16 protein-coding genes are annotated in these 16504 nt (G+C 67.9%); 9 read left to right on the plus strand and 7 right to left on the minus strand.

The features are described from left to right. The first annotated feature begins 59 nt into the window (after positions 1 to 59). The gene (locus V2L32_RS04150; RefSeq protein WP_331235213.1) at positions 60 to 395 is read left to right on the plus strand and encodes a hypothetical protein; all 336 of its coding nucleotides are present in this window, start codon (positions 60 to 62) and stop codon (positions 393 to 395) included. Here the strand turns inward: V2L32_RS04150 and V2L32_RS04155 are convergent. The 3 genes from V2L32_RS04155 to hemC are packed head-to-tail and all read right to left on the minus strand — an operon-like array spanning position 392 to position 2989. Further along, complete coding sequence (locus tag V2L32_RS04155) at positions 392 to 1138, minus strand: uroporphyrinogen-III synthase (RefSeq protein ID WP_331235214.1); 747 nt, start codon at positions 1136 to 1138, stop codon at positions 392 to 394. The two genes, V2L32_RS04150 and V2L32_RS04155, sit on opposite strands and share 4 nt — an antisense overlap. Continuing rightward, positions 1135 to 1884 (minus strand): uroporphyrinogen-III C-methyltransferase, encoded by a 750-nt coding sequence (gene cobA / locus V2L32_RS04160; RefSeq protein ID WP_331235215.1) that lies wholly within the window; start codon positions 1882 to 1884, stop codon positions 1135 to 1137. The genes V2L32_RS04155 and cobA overlap by 4 nt, the downstream gene beginning before the upstream one ends. Then, positions 1877 to 2989 carry a hydroxymethylbilane synthase gene (gene hemC, locus V2L32_RS04165; protein ID WP_331235216.1) on the minus strand — a complete coding sequence of 371 codons (1113 nt, stop codon included), beginning with the start codon at positions 2987 to 2989 and terminating at the stop codon, positions 1877 to 1879. Before hemC ends, cobA begins: the two co-directional genes overlap by 8 nt. A gap of 99 nt (positions 2990 to 3088) precedes the next feature. Here hemC and V2L32_RS04170 point away from each other — a divergent pair, with 99 nt between their 5' ends. The 5 genes from V2L32_RS04170 (at position 3089) to V2L32_RS04190 (ending at position 8798) form a co-directional block, all read left to right on the plus strand. Then, positions 3089 to 3490, plus strand: coding sequence for a hypothetical protein (locus V2L32_RS04170; RefSeq protein WP_331235217.1), 402 nt, complete (start codon positions 3089 to 3091; stop codon positions 3488 to 3490). Then, positions 3487 to 4962, plus strand: a complete 1476-nt coding sequence (locus tag V2L32_RS04175; protein ID WP_331235218.1) for an alpha,alpha-trehalose-phosphate synthase (UDP-forming) — start codon at positions 3487 to 3489, stop codon at positions 4960 to 4962. Before V2L32_RS04170 ends, V2L32_RS04175 begins: the two co-directional genes overlap by 4 nt. Positions 4963 to 4965: 3 nt before the next feature. Next, a complete protein-coding gene (otsB, locus tag V2L32_RS04180; RefSeq protein WP_331235219.1) occupies positions 4966 to 5748 on the plus strand; it encodes a trehalose-phosphatase in 783 nt (260 codons plus the stop codon). 151 nt (positions 5749 to 5899) lie between these two features. Further along, positions 5900 to 7348, plus strand: a complete 1449-nt coding sequence (locus tag V2L32_RS04185) for a sulfatase (protein ID WP_331235220.1) — start codon at positions 5900 to 5902, stop codon at positions 7346 to 7348. Positions 7349 to 7370: 22 nt separating this feature from the next. Next, positions 7371 to 8798: a sulfatase-like hydrolase/transferase gene (locus V2L32_RS04190; RefSeq protein ID WP_331235221.1), complete on the plus strand. Its 1428-nt coding sequence runs from the start codon at positions 7371 to 7373 to the stop codon at positions 8796 to 8798. Between the two features lie 59 nt (positions 8799 to 8857). Here the strand turns inward: V2L32_RS04190 and V2L32_RS04195 are convergent, their stop codons facing one another. Together V2L32_RS04195 and hemL are read right to left on the minus strand one after the other, a co-directional pair. Further along, positions 8858 to 9877, minus strand: a complete 1020-nt coding sequence (locus tag V2L32_RS04195) for a hypothetical protein (protein WP_331235222.1) — start codon at positions 9875 to 9877, stop codon at positions 8858 to 8860. Then, positions 9878 to 11215: a glutamate-1-semialdehyde 2,1-aminomutase gene (gene hemL, locus V2L32_RS04200; protein ID WP_331235223.1), complete on the minus strand. Its 1338-nt coding sequence runs from the start codon at positions 11213 to 11215 to the stop codon at positions 9878 to 9880. Between the two features lie 111 nt (positions 11216 to 11326). On the opposite strand from hemL, the gene V2L32_RS04205 reads away from it, so the two are divergent. From V2L32_RS04205 to V2L32_RS04215, 3 genes are all read left to right on the plus strand, one after another. Then, entirely contained in the window at positions 11327 to 11728 is a 402-nt protein-coding gene (locus V2L32_RS04205) for a hypothetical protein (protein ID WP_331235224.1), read from the plus strand. A gap of 31 nt (positions 11729 to 11759) precedes the next feature. Beyond that, the gene (locus V2L32_RS04210) at positions 11760 to 12158 is read left to right on the plus strand and encodes a hypothetical protein (RefSeq protein ID WP_331235225.1); all 399 of its coding nucleotides are present in this window, start codon (positions 11760 to 11762) and stop codon (positions 12156 to 12158) included. A gap of 91 nt (positions 12159 to 12249) precedes the next feature. Beyond that, positions 12250 to 14382 (plus strand): hydrogenase iron-sulfur subunit, encoded by a 2133-nt coding sequence (locus V2L32_RS04215; RefSeq protein WP_331235226.1) that lies wholly within the window; start codon positions 12250 to 12252, stop codon positions 14380 to 14382. Positions 14383 to 14748: 366 nt separating this feature from the next. Here the strand turns inward: V2L32_RS04215 and V2L32_RS04220 are convergent, their stop codons facing one another. Together V2L32_RS04220 and V2L32_RS04225 are read right to left on the minus strand one after the other, a co-directional pair. After that, a complete protein-coding gene (locus V2L32_RS04220; protein WP_331235227.1) occupies positions 14749 to 15771 on the minus strand; it encodes a hypothetical protein in 1023 nt (340 codons plus the stop codon). Then, positions 15764 to 15970 carry a DUF4177 domain-containing protein gene (locus tag V2L32_RS04225; protein WP_331235228.1) on the minus strand — a complete coding sequence of 69 codons (207 nt, stop codon included), beginning with the start codon at positions 15968 to 15970 and terminating at the stop codon, positions 15764 to 15766. Before V2L32_RS04225 ends, V2L32_RS04220 begins: the two co-directional genes overlap by 8 nt. Positions 15971 to 16504 lie beyond the last annotated feature (534 nt).

Here is a 16504-nt window from a genome sequence, read left to right on the forward strand (position 1 = left end):
TAAACTCCCGCATCGGCGCGGACCGGACGGGTTTTTTCCCACCCCTCCGAACGGGTGGTATGAGCGACTCCGCAGAGTCGAGTCTGATCCCGACGCTCGCGCGCGTCGGCTCGGTCGCGCTCGCCGTCGCGCTCGTCCTCTCGACCGGCTTCCTCCTCTCTGAGGGCGGTCTCGCCGCGGCGGTTCCGGGACTGCTCGCGACGGCGATGGCGCTCGTACTCGTCTACGGCGTCTTCACCGGGCAGCTGTTCGAGCCGCGGGTGCAGGTCGCCTTCTTCGTCGGCGTCGGCGCCTGGGCGGGCTACAACTACCTCGTCGCCGATGGCGGCGCGATCGACCTGCTCCTGCTCGCGCTCGCGACCCTCGTCGTCGCCCAGCAGGCCAGAAAGCTCTAGCCGTAGTACGTCGGCGCGGCGCGTTCGACCGCCTCGCAGGCAAGTGCCTCGAACGTCGCCCGTTCCGGGACGACGTCCACCGCGATCCCCAGCCCCTCTGCCGTCTCCCGCGTCGGCTCGCCGATCACCCCGATGACGGCGCGCTCCAGTCCGGCGAGCGCGTCCTCTCTCACTCCCCGTTCCTCCGCCGATTCGAGGAAGTGTTCGACCGTGAGCGAGGAGGTGAACAGCGCCGCCTCCAGTTCGCCCGTCGCGGCGCGTTCGGCCGAGACGCCCGCACCCTCCGGCACGACGAGTTCGTAGAGGACGGTCTCGTGGACGTAGCCGCCACACTCGTTCACCCCGTCGGTGAGGACGGGGCTCCCGTGGTCGCTCCTCGCGACCTCCACCGTCCGTCCCGGAACCCGGTCGCAGAGCGCGTTGACGAGGCCCGTCGAGGAGAACACGTCGGGGACCAGATCGACCCGGTATCCCGCCTCGCGGAGCGTCCGGGAGGTCCGCTCGCCGATCGCACAGACCGACGTTTCGCCTGCGTCCCACTCGGCATCCGAAGCGAGTTCGACGCCCGTCTGGCTCGTGAATATCGTGTACGCCGCGTCCTCTCGCGGACTCGACCCGGTCGGACGTACTTCGAGCATCGGGTCCGGGACGGGGATCGCGCCGAGCGATTCGAGCAGGTCGATCCCCTCGGCGAGGCGCTCGTCGTCCGGGCGGAAGAGCGCGACGCGCACCTCCTGACTCATTCGAGCGCCCCCTTCGCGGCCTCCCGAACCGAGACGACGTCACCGATGACGGTCACCGCCGGGGGTTCGATCCGCTCTCGGTCCCTGACCTCGACGATCGTTTCGAGGGTCCCGGTGGCGATCCGTCCCTCCGACCAGGTGCCGCGTTCGACGAGCGCGACGGGCGTCTCCGGGTCCATGCCGGCCTCCCGGAGCGCCGCGGTGTACTCGCCGAGTTTGCCGACGCCCATCAGGACGACGATCGTTCCACCCGTCTCCGCGAGCGCCGCCCAGTCGACCGTCGACTCCGTTTTTGCTGGATCTTCGTGACCGGTGACGACGCTCACCGACGAGGCGTGATCCCGGTGGGTGATCGGCACGCCGAAGACGGCGGGGGCGGCCATCGCCGAGGTGACGCCGGGGACGATTTCCACAGGAACGCCGTGTTCCGCCAGGTACTCCAGTTCCTCGCCGCCACGTCCGAAGACGAACGGGTCGCCGCCTTTCAGCCGGAGGACGCTCTTTCCCGCACGCGCGAGGGAGACGAGTCGCTCGTTGATCTCGGACTGGGAGGTGCGCTCGCCGCCCGCGCGCTTGCCGACGTCCTCGCGTTTCCCGTCGGGGATCAGCTCGATGATCGCCGGTCCCGGGAGTTTGTCGTGGAGGACGACGTCGCACTCGTCGAACAGCCGGCGGGCCTTCACCGTCAGGAGTTCCGGATCGCCGGGGCCGCTCCCGACGAGGTAGACGGTACCGGGCTCAGCCATCCGTCCCCCCGACGTCCTCGCGTCTGGCCGCCTCGATCAGCTCGCGAGCACCGCGGTCGGCCAGTTCGTCGGCGAGCCGGCGGGCGGCGCTCGCGTGGCTCTCGATCGGCAGGTCGCGGGTCGCCCCGATCCGCTCGGTGCCGTCGCGGCTGAGCGCCTGCACGCGCGTCGCGACGTACGATCCCTGCACCCGTGCGCTGATGCCGAGCGGAGCGACACAGCCCCCACCGAGTGCGGCGAGGACGGTCCGCTCGACGGTCGTCTCGACCCGGCTCCTGGGGTGGTCGATCCGGTCGTGGATCGTCTCCGCGACCTCGCCCTCCAGGGCGATCACGCAGAGTGCGCCCTGACCCGGCGCGGGGACGAACTCGGGTACAGTAAGCGACTGCACACCGACCTCCCCGAGCAGTTCCGCGCGTTCGAGTCCCGCACGAGCGAGGATGAGCGCGTCGTACTCGACCTCGACGTCACGGTCGAGTGCGGCCCTCCGAAGCGGCGAGAGTCCCTCGTGCCACTCCTCCAGCCGTCGGTCGAACGCCGGCTCGAACTCCTCGTTCCCGGTGTTCGCCCGCCGTTCGGCCTCGTCCTCGCGCCGACGCTCGTGTTCCGCGTCCATCCACGGGGCGAGCAGCTTCTCGATCCGCGTATCGACGTTGCCACGGACGGGCTCGACTACGAGGTCCGGTCGGGCCGCGAGCAGCTGTGCCCCTCGCCGCAAGCTCGCGGTGCCGACGGTCGCACCCTCCGGGAGCTCCGAGAGCGTTCTCCCCTGTGGAGTGACCAGCAGATCCTCGCGCGAACCGCGCTCCGGGACCCCCGCGACGACGAGTTCGTCCGGCATCTCCGTCGGCACGTCCTTCATCGAGTGGATCGCGGCGTCGGCGTCGCCCTCGAGCACCCGTTCGTCGAGCGCGCGGACGAACGCCCCGGTGGTGCCGAGACGGTGGATCAGTTCGTCGGTGATCCGGTCGCCCTCGGTCTCGACGGTGACGACCTCGACGTCGTATCGTCGCCCCGAGAGCGCCCGTTCGACCGTCCGCGCCTGGGCGAGCGCCAGGTCGGATCCGCGCGTCGCGAGGCGGATCGACCTCGGTCGTCGTGTCATACACATCCCTCGGCGATGGGGGTTGAAACCCGCTTCGCTCGCCGTGCGCATGCAAGCACAATCGGCATCCGCACTCCGGCTGTCAATCGGTTGAATATGATGGACGACTCGACGCTCGTTACGGGGGACGGGTCACGGATACCGCCGGAGGTGCACGACCGCCTCGCGGAGGGCTCGCGGTGGCATTCGCTCTGTCACTGGACGGTCCATCGGAGTACGGACGCGGCGCTCGCGTTCGAGCACGAGCGCGGCCGGACCGTGCTCGAGGTCGTCCCGGACCGGGACGACCGCCCCGGATCGGAGCCGCTCACGCGCTGGAAGCTCCGCTGTCGCCGCAGCGCCGGCGAGGCGACGAGTACGGCGACCGTCGACCGGTACACGACGATCGATCGCGCCGTCGACGACCTGCTGGAACGGGTCACACGCCTCGATTGCGAGGAGTACGCGAGGGGCGTGCCCCTCGCCGAGGTGTTCGGACGCGGCGGTGAGCGAAGCGGATGAGCGGCTCGATCGAGTCAAGCGAGGCCGTAAAGCGCGCCGAGGAGGCCGCGCGACCGGAGTCGCTCGTCGTCGTCTCGAACCGCCAGCCCTACAGTCACGACCGTCAGGGCGACGAGATCTCGGTCGACGAACCCGCCGGAGGGCTCACCGCCGGGCTCGACCCGGTGATGCAGACAACCGACGGGACGTGGATCGCGTGGGGCGACGGCGCCGCCGACGAGTGCGTCACCGACGAGAAGGGGCGGGTCCGGGTGCCGCCCGACGACCCCTCGTACACGCTCAGACGGCTCTGGCTCACCGAGCGGGATGTAGAGCGATACTACGCCGGTTACAGCAACCAGGTGCTCTGGCCGGTCTGTCACGGCGCGAACTGGAAGGTCGAGCACGCGGAGACCTACTTCGACCGGTACCGAGAGGTGAACGAGCGTTTCGCCGAGGCCGTCGTCGACGCGGCCGACGAGGGGACGACGGTCTGGTTCCAGGACTACCACCTCGCGCTCGCGCCACGACGGGTGACGGGCCAGCGCGATTCCTTCTGTATGCAGTTCTGGCACATCCCGTGGCCGAGCTGGGACGGCTACCGGCGGCTCCCACAGCGCGAGGAGCTGCTCGACGGTCTGCTCTCGAACGACCTGCTCGGCTTTCACCTCCCCAGCTACGCCGAGCGCTTTCTCGACTGCGCGGAGCGAGCGCTTGGCGCGACGGTCGACAGGGGATCCGACAGGGTGTGGTACCGCGGGGAGGAGACGACCGTCGGGGCGTTCCCGCTCGGGGTCGACGCCGAGCGTCGCCACGAGCGGGCGCTCACCGTGGGAGACGAGTTCTGGACGTCGTTCAGGAAGGAACACGGGATCGGGCCGGACGAGCAGGTCGTCGTGGGTGTCGACCGGCTGGACTACACGAAGGGGATCCCCGAACGGCTGGCCGCGCTCGAACGGCTCTTCGAGCGTCACCCCGAACGGCGTGGCCGGCTCACCTACGTCCAGAAGGCGGCGGAGAGCCGGACGTCGATCCCCGCCTACCGGCGCCTCGGCCGCACGGTGCGCGACGAGGTCGACCGGATCAACCACCGGTTCGGGACCGCCGACTGGAAACCGATCGTCCACGTCGAGGAGTACCTCGACGAACGGGAGATCGCCGGGCTGTATCGCCACGCCGACTGCGCGCTGGTGAGCCCGGTCTGCGACGGGATGAACCTCGTCGCCATGGAGTACGTCGCCTCGCAGGTCGACAGCCCGGGCGTGCTCGTGCTGAGCGAGCTCGCGGGCGCACACGAACTGCTCGGCGATCACGCGGTGTCGATCAACCCGTACGCGACCGAGGCGTTCGCCGACGCGATCGACTATGCGCTCGAGATGGATGTGTGGGAACGACGCGAGCGGATGGACGCGCTCCGTCGGGTCGTCTTCGAGAACGATCTCGAGGGCTGGATGAACGATATCTTCCGAGCGGCCGCGACGATCCGGGGCTGAGACGTGCGGGGACGGTTCGCCGACGAGGTCACCGACGCGTTCGCGCGGACGCTCACCGGGAACGACGGCCTCCTGTTCTGCACGGACTTCGACGGGACGCTCTCGCCGATCGAGACGGACCCCGACGCCCCGACGCTCCCCCCGGAGAACGAGCGGGCGCTCCGCCGGCTCCGGGATCGGGAGCGGGTTCGCGTCGGCGTCGTCAGCGGACGCGGGCTCTCGGACCTGCGAGAACGGGTCGGGATCGACGGGATCGCCTACGCCGGGAACCACGGCCTCGAACTCGCCCTCGACGGTGAGCGGATCGTCCACCCGATCGCGGAACGGCGAGAGCGGGAGATCGGCCGGCTCTGTGACGCGATCGAGCGCGAGGTCGGGGAACGGGTGCTCGTCGAACGGAAGGGGCTCACGGCGACGGTCCACTACCGGAAGGCGAACGAGGGGGCCTCCCGGGCGGTGAGAGCGCTCGTCCGGCGCGAGGCCGGGACGAAAGACGGGATCAGGACGGTCTCCGGGAAGCAGTCGGTCGAACTCCGGCCGGCGGTCGAGTGGGACAAGGGACGGGCGGTGTCGCTGCTCCGGGAGCGGGTGCCCAGCACTTGGACGGCCGCGTATCTCGGCGACGACACGACCGACGAGTCGGTCTTTCGGACGCTCGGGACGGGACTCTCGGTCCACGTCGGCGAGGGTGAGACCGACGCCGAGCACCGGCTTCCCGACACCGACGCGGTGAGCGAGCTGCTCGACTGGCTCGCCGACGGCGCGGGCGGACGGCTCGTCGACTGAGAGCCCTGCACACGCCAGCAGTCCCGGTATCCCCGTACGTGTCGTTCGATCGAGCTATGCACGCTCTCTGTGCGAGGACGGGACGTGATAGCGGCTGGTGGAACCGGGGCGGTCGGGGTGAACCGGGACGCGAGGACGGTCCGAGAGGACGATGACGGGGAAGAACGTCGTCGTCGTGGTGATGGACACCACGAGAGCCGAGGAGACGGTCCCGGCGTCGGGGCTGACGCCGACGCTCTCGCGGCTCGCGAGCGAGGGATCCGAGTTCACGCGCGCCTTCGCGACCGCGCCGTGGACGCTCCCCTCGCACGCCTCGCTGTTCACGGGGACCTACCCGTCGAGACACGGCGCCCACGGCGGGCACACCTACCTCGACGCGGAGTTCGAGACGCTCGCGGAGACGTTCTCGAACGCGGGTTACGAGACGGTCGGCTTCTCGAACAACACCTGGATCACCGCGGAGTTCGGCTTCGACCGGGGGTTCGAGGCGCTGAGAAAGGGCTGGCAGCTCACCGAGGGGGGCGCTGACTTCGGCGACGTGATCCGCCAGAAGACGCTCGCGGGGAAGGCGCAGGCGGTCCGTCGGGAACTGTTCTCCGGCAACCCCGTACGGAACGCGCTCAACGCCGCCTACGCGCAGTACACTCACCGCTACGGCGACGACGGCGCGAAGCGGACCGTGAAGCGCTTCGGGAACTGGCTCGATTCGAGGACCGACGACCGGCCCTTCTTCGCGTTCGTCAACTGTATCGAACCTCACATCGACTACCGGCCGCCGCGCGAGTACGTCGAGGACCGTCTCCCAGAGGGGACGAGCTACGAGGAGGCGCTCGCGGTCCGTCAGGACCCGCGAGCGTTCGACGTGGAGGAGTACGTGCTCACCGAGCGCGAGTTCCGGATCCTCAGGGCGCTCTACCGCGGCGAGATCGCCTACCTCGACGACCGGATCGGCGAGCTCCGTGAAGCGCTCACCTCGGCGGGGGAGTGGGAGGACACCCTGTTCGTACTGACGAGCGACCACGGCGAGAACGTCGGCGAGCACGGGCTGTTCGGCCACCAGTACAACCTCTACGAGACGACGATCCACGTCCCGCTCGTGATCGCGGGCGGGGCGTTCGACGGCGGCCGCCGCAGGGACGACCTCGTCCAGCTGGTCGATCTGCCGCCGACGCTCGCGGACGAGACCGGGATCGACGCCCCGCACGAGCAGTACCAGGGTCGGTCGGTCCACCCGGAGAGCGACGTCGAACCCAGGACCGAGGTCATCGCGGAGTACGTCGCGCCACAGCCCGACCGGGCGACGCTCGAAGCGCGCTTCGGGTCGGTCCCGGAGAAGGGGATGTTCGACCGGTCGCTCCGCGCGATCCGGGCCGGGGACCACAAACTGGTCCGTGGCTCCGACGGCCTGCTCGAACTCTACGACCTCAGCGAGGACCCCGCGGAGCGACTGAACCTCGCGGACGAGGAGCGGGGGGTTGCCCGCGGCCTCGGCGACGCGCTCGACGTCTGGGCGGACTCGTTCGAGCACGCCGCGAGCGACGGCTCGGTCGAGATGGGCGAGGCGACCGAACGGCGCCTGCGGGAACTCGGGTATCTTTGAACCGGGATCCGAACGTCGGAACATGCTCGACCGACCGAACGTCCTGCTGTTGCTCACCGACCAGGAGCGCTACGACCTCACCGCGCCCGGAGCGCTCCCGGTGGAGACGCCGAACCTCGACCGGATCGCCGAGGATGGGACCCGGTTCACGCGCGCGTACACGCCGATCGGCATCTGCACGAGCGCGCGCGCCTCCTTGCTCTCCGGACTCTTCCCGCACGCCCACGGGATGCTCAACAACTCCCACGAGGCGGACGCGCTCCAGCCGAACTTCCCTCCCGACCTCCCCACGTTCGGCGAGGGGCTTGCCCAGGTCGGCTACGAGAACACGTATCTGGGGAAGTGGCACGTCGGGCGGGATCAGGTCCCGGGGGAGTTCGGCTTTCGCTACCTCGGCGGAAGCGACACCCACCACGACGACATCGACCGGGCGTTCCGTGCCTACCGCGACCGGCTCGGTGTCGACCGAGAGGTCGACCTGATCGACCCGATCACGACCGACTACGAGGACGACCCGACGCTGATCGCGGCCGAGACGCCCGTCCCTGTGGAGGCGACCCGGGCGTACTACCTCGCCGAACGGACGATCGAGCGGATCGAGGGGCTGGCGGCGGGCAGTGGTGAACAGCCGTTCTTCCACCGGACCGACTTCCTCGGCCCGCACCACCCCTACGTCGTCCCGGAGCCCTACGCCTCGATGTACGACCCGGACGACGTCGACCCGTGGCCGACGTTCACGGAGACGTTCGACGGCAAGCCGCAGGTCCACGAGAACTACCTCAGGTACAGAGGAGTCGCCAACTTCGACTGGGAGACGTGGTCTCGGGCCGTCGCGCGCTACTTCGGCTTCGTGACGATGATCGACGACCAGGTCGGGCGGATCCTCGACGCGCTCGCCGAGCACGGCATGGAGGAGACGCTCGTCGTCCACACCTCGGATCACGGTGATTTCACGGGCAGTCACCGCCAGTTCAACAAGGGCCCGCTGATGTACGAGGAGACCTACCACGTCCCGCTCGCCGCGATGGGGGCCGGCGTCGAACGAGGTACCTGTGACGCGTTCGTCTCGCTCGTCGACCTGATGCCGACGTTCCTCGACCTCGCGGGTGCGGAGGTCCCCGAGGTCCACGGTCGGAGCCTCGGACCGCTGCTCGACGGCGACGTCCCGGAGGACTGGCGCGAGTCGATCACCGCCCAGTACCACGGCGACGAGTTCGGCCTCTACAGCCAGCGGATGATCCGCTCCGAACGGTACAAGTTCGTCTACAACGCGCCGGACGTGAACGAGTTCTACGACCTCCACGACGACCCACACGAGCTACGAAACCTCGTCTCGCACCCCGAGTACGAGGAGGTGCGACGGGAGCACGAGCGACGGCTGCTCGGGTGGATGGAACGGACGGACGATCCGATCACCCGATGGACGAGGAACGTCCTCGGGCAGGGGTAGTGCGACCGATCGTTCTCGCGAACTCACCTCTCGAAAAACCGTCTCCGCGGCGCGATAGCCTAGTGGGTGCCGGCCGTTCCGGTCGTCCCTGTGTCGAGCGAGCCGAGTCGGATCTCGTCGTCGGTGACCGCCTCGACCGACTCCTCCTGCAGCGGGTACGTGTCCTCGTCGCGGTCACCCCAGCCGAGTTTGGCGCTGATCGTGTCGGTGATCCCGGGGTCGGGTTCGACGTGTACGGTGCCGTGTTCGACACTCGTTACGACGCCGACTTCCTCGCCGGTCTCGTCGACGACTTTCTTGCCTTCGTCGTCCTCGGTGAAGTTGTGTGCCATCGCACCCGTGTGTTCGGCGTTCGGACACTTGGTCGTCGCACTTGCGTATGCGGGCCTCGTGCGTGACGCCGAGCGGGAGACGTCCGAGCGGGAGACGTCCGAGCGGCGACGCCGGGCGAGGTAGTAGAACGCGAGCGGTGGGTGAAGCGGCGCGATCGTGAGCCCGACGAACGCGAGAGCGAGGTAGGTCGCCGGGTTCGGCGTCCAGCCGTCGCCCGCCCTCGACCGGACGTACGCGGCGTCCTCGTAGATCGCGGCGGGAAAGACCCCCAGACCGACCGCGGCGGCGAGCGCCGGAACCGCGACGGCCGTCGATGGCACCTCGATCGCGACGGCGATCACCGCCACCAGGCTCCCGACGAGCGCGACAACCAGCGAACCGGCGACGAGGACCCACCAGTACCCCTCCCGGGCGTCGATCGGAACCCGCCGGTGACGTCGGTGGAGGTAGACGAGCCCGACGAGCGGGGCCGAGAGGAGGAGCGCCGCGAGGGCGTAGAGCGAGCCACGGGGTCCCCAGCCGGTGGCCCGGACGCGACGTGCGTCGAGGAGGAGACAGGCGGGAACGCCGAGGCGGACACAGAGCCCCGCGGCCGTCGCCACGAGGAGGAGTCCCGAGTCGAGCGTCGGGTCGCCTCGTTCGGCGAGCACACCGGCGATCCCGACCCCGACGATCAGCGGGAGCGAGAAGAGCAGCCGCTCGAGGACGCGGTGTGGAGCGAGTCCGACTCCCCGAACCGACGCCATCTACAGCGCGTGTTTGTACGCTTCGAGCGTCGTCTCGACGTCCTCGTCGGTGTGGCCGTAGCCGACGAACTGGGACTCGAACTGGTTCTGGCTCAGCAACACCCCCCGCTCGCGCATCTCGTGGTAGAAGAGCCGACGCCACCGGTCGGTTTCGGCACGCGCAGTCGCCGTCCCCGTCTTCGGGCACGCCTCGTAACACGCACAGTCGGGGTCCTGAACACAGCCAGCGGTACAGGAGCCGTCCTGTGCAGCGCCTTCACGCGTGAAGAGCACCTTGAACATGCTGTCGGTCCCCGCGACGGTGTAGGAGGGTGCCTGGTCCGCGACGATCTCGACGAGCCCCGAGCGAAGGCGCTCGCCCAGCGCGTTCACGTGCTCGAAGACGTCGTTCTCGGCGGCGAATTTCAGGGTTTCGAGGCCGGCAGTCATCGTCACCGGGTGGCCCGAGAACGTCCCCGCCTGGAAGACCTCTCCGATAGGCGTGAAGCCCTCGATCAGTTCGGTCTTGCCGCCGATCGCCCCCACCGGGAAGCCGCCGCCGATGATCTTCCCGAACGTCGTGATATCGGGGTCGAGATCGAACCGACTCTGCGCGCAGCCGAGGCCGCCGACCCGGAAGCCCGTGATCACCTCGTCGAGGACGAACAGCGCGCCGTTCGCGCGACAGGTCTCCTGGACGGTCTCGAGATAGCCCTCCACCGGGGTCACGATCCCGTAGTTCGCGAGGATCGGCTCGGTGAGGACGGCCGCGATCTCGTCGCCGTGGCGCTCGAACACTCGCTCTATAGCCTCGCGATCGTTGAACGGAACGGGCAGGGTGTGTTCCGCGAACGACTGGGGGATGCCCGCCGAGCTCGGCCGGGGGTGTTCGGCGTCGCCCTCGACGAGCGTCGACTCCTGGGCGCCGTGGTAGCCGCCCTGCATCACAACGATCTTGTTTCGTCCGGTGATCCCACGGGCGAGACGAACGGCGGAGACGGTCGCTTCGGTGCCCGAGTTCACGAACCGGATCATCTCCACGGAAGGGACGTGACGGACGACGAACTCCGCGAGGTCGACCTCCACTTCGGTCGGCATCCCGTACATCGGGCCGTCGGCTACCTGCGACTGGATCGCGGCGATCGCAGGTTCAGGGAGATCGTGGCCGAACAGCAGCGGGCCGAGGCCCATCACCCAGTCGACGTACCGGTTGCCGTCGGCGTCGATCGCGTGGCCGCCGTCGCCGCGAGCGACGAAGTTCGGGTAGGGTTCGACCGCGGCCCGGACCGTCGAGTTGACACCGCCGGGCAACACCGAGAGCGCACGACCGTAGAGGTCGCGCGAGGCCTCCTCGTTCATGGCCCGGCGTTCGTGAGGGGACGGCAAAGTAGTACCGAGGCGTGCCCGGTCGACTCCCCCTGCAGGGGGTCATCGAAACAGTCAACCGGCGGAGATGACTGTCCCAGAACGATGGAGTTCGACCGCCGACCCGTCGTCGCCGGCGCGCTCGTCCAGGCCGCCGTTCTCGGGGGCTACCTCGTTACGATCGAGGGGATGTCGCCGCTCGCATTCGCACTCGGGCTGGTCGGCGGGGCGGTCGCCGGCGGGCTGACACGCGGGGACGGAGCGTGGGTGAACGGGAGCGTGGCGAGCGCCGTCGGGTGTCTCTGCTACCTCGTGGGCCTGTTCGTCGTCGGCTCCGCGGTCGGGATCTGGACGACCGAACTCCGCGTCACGGACGTTTTCGCGGTCTACCTCACCCACGTCGTCGTCCAGGGCGTCTTCTTCCTCCCGGCATTCCTCGTCCTGGGGATGGGTGCGGGGGCGGTCGGTGGAGCGGTCCGTCGGTGGGTCGCACATCGACGTTCGTAACGTCCATGCCCGTCGGCCGGTAACGAGGACTATGCGAATGGAACTGCGGGTCTGCCGGCAGTGTCACACCGGCGAACACGGGGACGACCGGAAGACGGCGATCACGAGGGACATGGTCGCCTGCGCCGAGGCGATCCGCGAGTACAAGGACCTCATCTCGCTCGAGGCGGTCTACATCTCGAAGGTCGAGGAGGGCGACGCCGGCGGGGCGGAGGCACTCAGCGTGATCGTCGCGGGGATCGAAGGGGACACCGTGACGCTCCAGGACACCCAGCTCGTGATCGAGGACGACGACGGGAACATGCTCGTCTACCCCGAGCCGGCGGATATCCTCGAGGTGCTCACCCGCAACCTCGATCAGATCAGCGGGGGGACCCGCCAGGACGTCGCGGTCGAGCTCTCGGCCGAGAGTGCCGAGCTGATCACCTGAGGCGGCTCGGGTCGCGAACCGGCGAGACCCCGACGGATCACCGATATCCCGCGCGACAGGTTTAGGGGTACGGTGTCGTTAGAGGGAGGAGATGGACACGGGAGCGTTCTTCTGTTCGTGTGCCGGCACCTGCGACATCGACCTCGCCGAGGTACGAGAACGGGTCGACGGCGTCGAGGTGGCGGCGAGTTCGCAGCTGCTCTGCGGGGAGAAACTCGCCGCGGTCGAGCAGGTCGTCGAGGAGTACGACCTGAACGAGATGATCGTCACCTGTCCGGAGGCGAGCGCTCAGGGGCGGATACGCGAGACCGCCGAAGGGGCGGGTCTCCATCCCGACGACCTGACGTTCGTCGACCAGCGCGAGGGTGCGGGCTGGGTCCACGACCGCGAGGGGGCGACCGAGAAGACCGCACGGCTCGTCAACGCCGCCCACGCCGCCCGGCAGACGGAGACGATGCCCACCTCGAGCATCCACCGGGCCGGGTACGACGTGGTCGTCGTCGGCGACGCGGCGACCGCCGCCGCGCTCTCGGCCTCGGCGGAGGTCACATTGATCGCGGACGGAGAGGAGTTCGCGATCGTCGACGCCGACCTCGACGGCGTGACGGTCGAGCGCGGTGTCGTCACCGATGTTTCGGGGACCTACGGCGAGTTCGAGGTGGCGGTCGAGGCGTGCGTGACCGACGACTGTATCTCCTGTATGCTCTGCGTCGAGGAGGGTCCCGACGGGATGGTGACGCGCTACCCGGTCGACATCGACCCCGACGCCCCGCGGGGCGAGTGGGTCGACGTCTGTCCGACCGACGCGATCGAGATGGACGGCGTCTCCCGTACGATCGAGTGCGACCAGGTGATCTATCCGGAGGGCGACGACGGCACCGTCGGGGGCCAGCGCGGCTTTCACACCTCGGTCGACGCGGCGACGATCGACGCGGTCGAACGGCTGCTCGGCGGGTTCGAGGGGCCGGACTTCCTCGACCTGGAGATGGACGTCTGTGCCGCCGGGACGGCGGGAGAGCAGGGCTGTAACGAGTGCGTCGAGGCCTGTCCGCACGGCGCGGTCGAACGGACGGCGGTCGACGAGGTCGAGTTCCACCTCGACAGCTGTCTGAACTGCGGGGCCTGCACCAGCTCCTGTCCGACCGGCGCGGTGATGCTCTCCGAGCCGAGCAACGAGCGGATCGCCCGTGAGGTCGAGGCGCTGCTCTCGCCCGGTGCGGACGACGGCGGCCTCGTGAGCGGGCTGCTCGGCGGATCCTCGTCGGGCATCGAGACGCCGATCGTCGCGTTCGCCTGTTCCGAGCGCGCGAGCCACGCGCTCCGCGAGTACGGCCGACTCGCGGCCGCGGGCCGTGCGGAGGTCGAGTATCCCCCGATCCTTCCCGTCTCGGTCAACTGCGCGGACACGGTAGGAGAGGCCCACGTGATGCACGCGCTGGCCGCGGGCGCCGACGGCGTCGCGATCCTCGGCTGCGGCCGGAGCTGTCTCCACTCCGGACCGGACCCGAAGGAGGCGTTCGTTGAACGGATCAACCGCGCGACGACGGATCTCGGCCTGGGCGAGCGCGTCGCGTTCTTCGCGCCCGATCCGACGGACCCAGAGGTGTTCGCCGACGAACTCGCCCACTTCGCCGAGAGTACCCTCGACGAGTCGCCGATGCCCGCCGGCGAGCACGAGGCGACCGGGGAGATAGCGGATCCGGGTCGGGAGAACCCCGCGTTCGACAGCCACGGCTGGACGTTGGAGAGCGTTCGTGCGATCCTCGAGCACGTCGAGCCCGAGCGCGAGGTGATCCGCGGGCTCTCGGACTTCGGCGTCGTCGAGGTGGGCGAGGGCTGTACGCTCACCCCGACCTGTTCGAACTACTGTCCGACCGACGCGCTCCGTCGGACCGGGATGGGCCTGGAGTTCAACCACGAACGCTGTGTCAACTGCGGCCTCTGCGAGGAGGTCTGCGTCGAGGACGTGATCACCGTCGAGGAGGGGCTGGACCTCTCATTGCTCCCGGAAAACGGGGACGGCGAGGAGCCGGCGTGGAGCCGGGTGTTCGAGGGTTCGATGCTCGCCTGTGCGGGCTGTGGCCGGGAGTTCACGAGCGAGGCGACCGCCGCCGCGGTCGAGGAACGGGTCGGCGACCGCGTCGCAGAGCTCGCACCCGACGCGGAGGAGAGTATCTTCCAGTACTGTCCCGAGTGTCGTGCCCGGCTGCTCCACGAGTTCTGATCTCCCGTCGCCAGGCGTTCGATGTCCCGTGCGTCCGTGGTATCGAGGATGATAGAGACCGACTTCAGTATTCAAAGATTTGGTTCTCGTCGTCCCGTTTGCGTGAACCAATGTTCCTGCTGAATAGAGGGCGCATATACAGCACGGAGGTGAATTGTTACCCGTACTGTCGCCCCGCGTGAATCGTCCACCAGGCGACGACGTAGCTGATGGGAGATTCGCTCGATCACACCGACTGGGAGGACAACGACAAGCAGTTCCTCGAGATCGTGGAGTCGGGCGAGCCGCCGGAGTTGAACACGGTCACGTACGATCTGACGGTCGGCTGAGGCAAAAACGTCGGTGTCGGTCGAGTAGCTTCCGATCTCAGCCCTGGGAATCCCGTAGGATCAGCGGACCGATCGCGAGGGTCCGCTTCGCGGCCGTCGCGATCCGCAGTATATACGAAGTTAGCAGGAAGAACGGAACGAGCGTGATCGTGAAGGTGATCGCGACGACCCAGAGCATCGTCTCGATCCCGAGGATCACCCCGGTGAACGTCGTCGTGTCGACGAACGTAATCATCATCCCCGAGACCAGCAGCGCCGGGATCGCGGCGTAAAGAATGTACCGCGAGAGATTTATCAGCTCCCACTGGAAGTACAGCGTCTTGATGTGCTCGCGAGCCGGCCCGAACATCGCGAAAGACATCCGGAGATCCTCGAGGGCGTCGCGTTGTTCCTCATCGATGTCGTCCTCGTAGTCGGCCAGCAGGCGCTCGATCTGAAAGATGTTCCAGGAGTAGTTGTAGTCAATCGAGGCATGGACGACATCGAACGTGCCGAATTTCGCGCCCTCGAGCTTGTCACGGACGGTCTCGGCGTTACCGGTGATGCTGTCGACGAACTCGTCGACCTCGTCTCCGAGGTCATCGTTGTCCGTCGACTCCATGGTCTCGTCGAGGGTATTGGCGCGTTGCTGTGTCGCGTCGATGATCTCCTGAATGAACGCCGACGGATCGGCCGGTGCCGGCTTGTCGGTAAGCTCTTTGATGTAGTTCCGAAAATCGAGCGTCTCGCTCATCCGCGTTCGCTGTTCGCCGAGCGGGCCGTTCTGCTGTGATATTATCAGCTGACTGATGGTTACGACGAGGATGACACCGGTGATCAGCGCGCCGATCATCTGCGAGTACAGCGACTCGATGACGCCCCGAGTCTGCACCAGATCCGAGAGCGTCGGTTCGAGGAGGCTCCCGAGCATAAACAGCCCGAAAAACGATCCCGCGAGCACGCCGGTGACGAGCTGTCGGTTCGCCCCCATGAGCAGCCAGAGCTTGATCCGACTCTCGTCGGCCCGCTCGCGCATCGTGTTCTGAGTGCTGACTTCATCCTCGTTCGTGTCATCACTCATCGGCGTCACCACCCGCCTGCCGTTTGAACACGAGGTACTTGGTACCGCCGCCAGTATAGTCGATCGTATTGACGAATTCCCAGCCCTCTCGCCCGTATTCGTTGAGAAGTTCCTGGGGATCGGTTGCTTCCTCCATCGTCGCCTCGCGGGGTGGCCGGACCGTCTCGTACTCCCAGGCGGTCCCCTGGTCCGTTGTCATACTCGTATCTCGACGATTCACCGAAAAAGGGTTCGCGTTGCCATTCCGGATCGGCGACTCGAGAATCGGCCAATGGTCGCGAGAACAAGCCACGCAAAATAAAGCAATCGCGATTCCTCCGCGACCCGCTGTTCCAAGAACGGTCTGTTCGCCATCAGCATGGTAGACCCCCATGCTGCTAATAGGTATCAACATATCCACTCGTAGATTTGCGGTGAGGTGAGCGTCGGGAGAGTGTTCTTGTGCGCGAGCGTCGAGACCCACCAGGCCTCCACCTTTAGGTCGTGCTCCGCGGCGCGGTCGACAATATCCCCTTTTAAACAGAGTTCATACTCCGGGTGGACCGTGATCGCGTCGAGCTCGATCGCCAGGTCGAGGTACTCATCGGGCTAGTCGACGAAGATTGGCGCGAGCCCCACGGAGTTGTTCCGGTCGCGTACCTCCCACAGCGCGTCCGGGACGAACGAGGGGAGGACGAGTTCGTTTCAGATCCTTCGTAGAGAGCACTGTAAAGCGCTCGATGACTTGGGCTCC

The sequence above is a fragment of the Halalkalicoccus sp. CGA53 genome, from assembly GCF_036429475.1.
Lineage (GTDB): Archaea > Halobacteriota > Halobacteria > Halobacteriales > Halalkalicoccaceae > Natronorarus > Natronorarus salvus.

Bases quoted from the DNA above. Each gene is read 5' to 3' on its own strand.
- V2L32_RS04220 (WP_331235227.1), bottom strand. From the start codon at position 15,771: ATGAGTGATGACACGAACGAGGATGAAGTCAGCACTCAGAACACGATG.
- V2L32_RS04185 (WP_331235220.1), top strand. From the start codon at position 5,900: ATGACGGGGAAGAACGTCGTCGTCGTGGTGATGGACACCACGAGAGCC.
- V2L32_RS04150 (WP_331235213.1), top strand. From the start codon at position 60: ATGAGCGACTCCGCAGAGTCGAGTCTGATCCCGACGCTCGCGCGCGTC.
- V2L32_RS04205 (WP_331235224.1), top strand. From the start codon at position 11,327: ATGGAGTTCGACCGCCGACCCGTCGTCGCCGGCGCGCTCGTCCAGGCC.
- cobA (WP_331235215.1), bottom strand. From the start codon at position 1,884: ATGGCTGAGCCCGGTACCGTCTACCTCGTCGGGAGCGGCCCCGGCGAT.
- V2L32_RS04195 (WP_331235222.1), bottom strand. From the start codon at position 9,877: ATGGCGTCGGTTCGGGGAGTCGGACTCGCTCCACACCGCGTCCTCGAG.
- V2L32_RS04155 (WP_331235214.1), bottom strand. From the start codon at position 1,138: ATGAGTCAGGAGGTGCGCGTCGCGCTCTTCCGCCCGGACGACGAGCGC.
- V2L32_RS04190 (WP_331235221.1), top strand. From the start codon at position 7,371: ATGCTCGACCGACCGAACGTCCTGCTGTTGCTCACCGACCAGGAGCGC.
- hemL (WP_331235223.1), bottom strand. From the start codon at position 11,215: ATGAACGAGGAGGCCTCGCGCGACCTCTACGGTCGTGCGCTCTCGGTG.
- V2L32_RS04225 (WP_331235228.1), bottom strand. From the start codon at position 15,970: ATGACAACGGACCAGGGGACCGCCTGGGAGTACGAGACGGTCCGGCCA.
- V2L32_RS04175 (WP_331235218.1), top strand. From the start codon at position 3,487: ATGAGCGGCTCGATCGAGTCAAGCGAGGCCGTAAAGCGCGCCGAGGAG.
- V2L32_RS04170 (WP_331235217.1), top strand. From the start codon at position 3,089: ATGGACGACTCGACGCTCGTTACGGGGGACGGGTCACGGATACCGCCG.
- hemC (WP_331235216.1), bottom strand. From the start codon at position 2,989: ATGACACGACGACCGAGGTCGATCCGCCTCGCGACGCGCGGATCCGAC.
- V2L32_RS04215 (WP_331235226.1), top strand. From the start codon at position 12,250: ATGGACACGGGAGCGTTCTTCTGTTCGTGTGCCGGCACCTGCGACATC.
- V2L32_RS04210 (WP_331235225.1), top strand. From the start codon at position 11,760: ATGCGAATGGAACTGCGGGTCTGCCGGCAGTGTCACACCGGCGAACAC.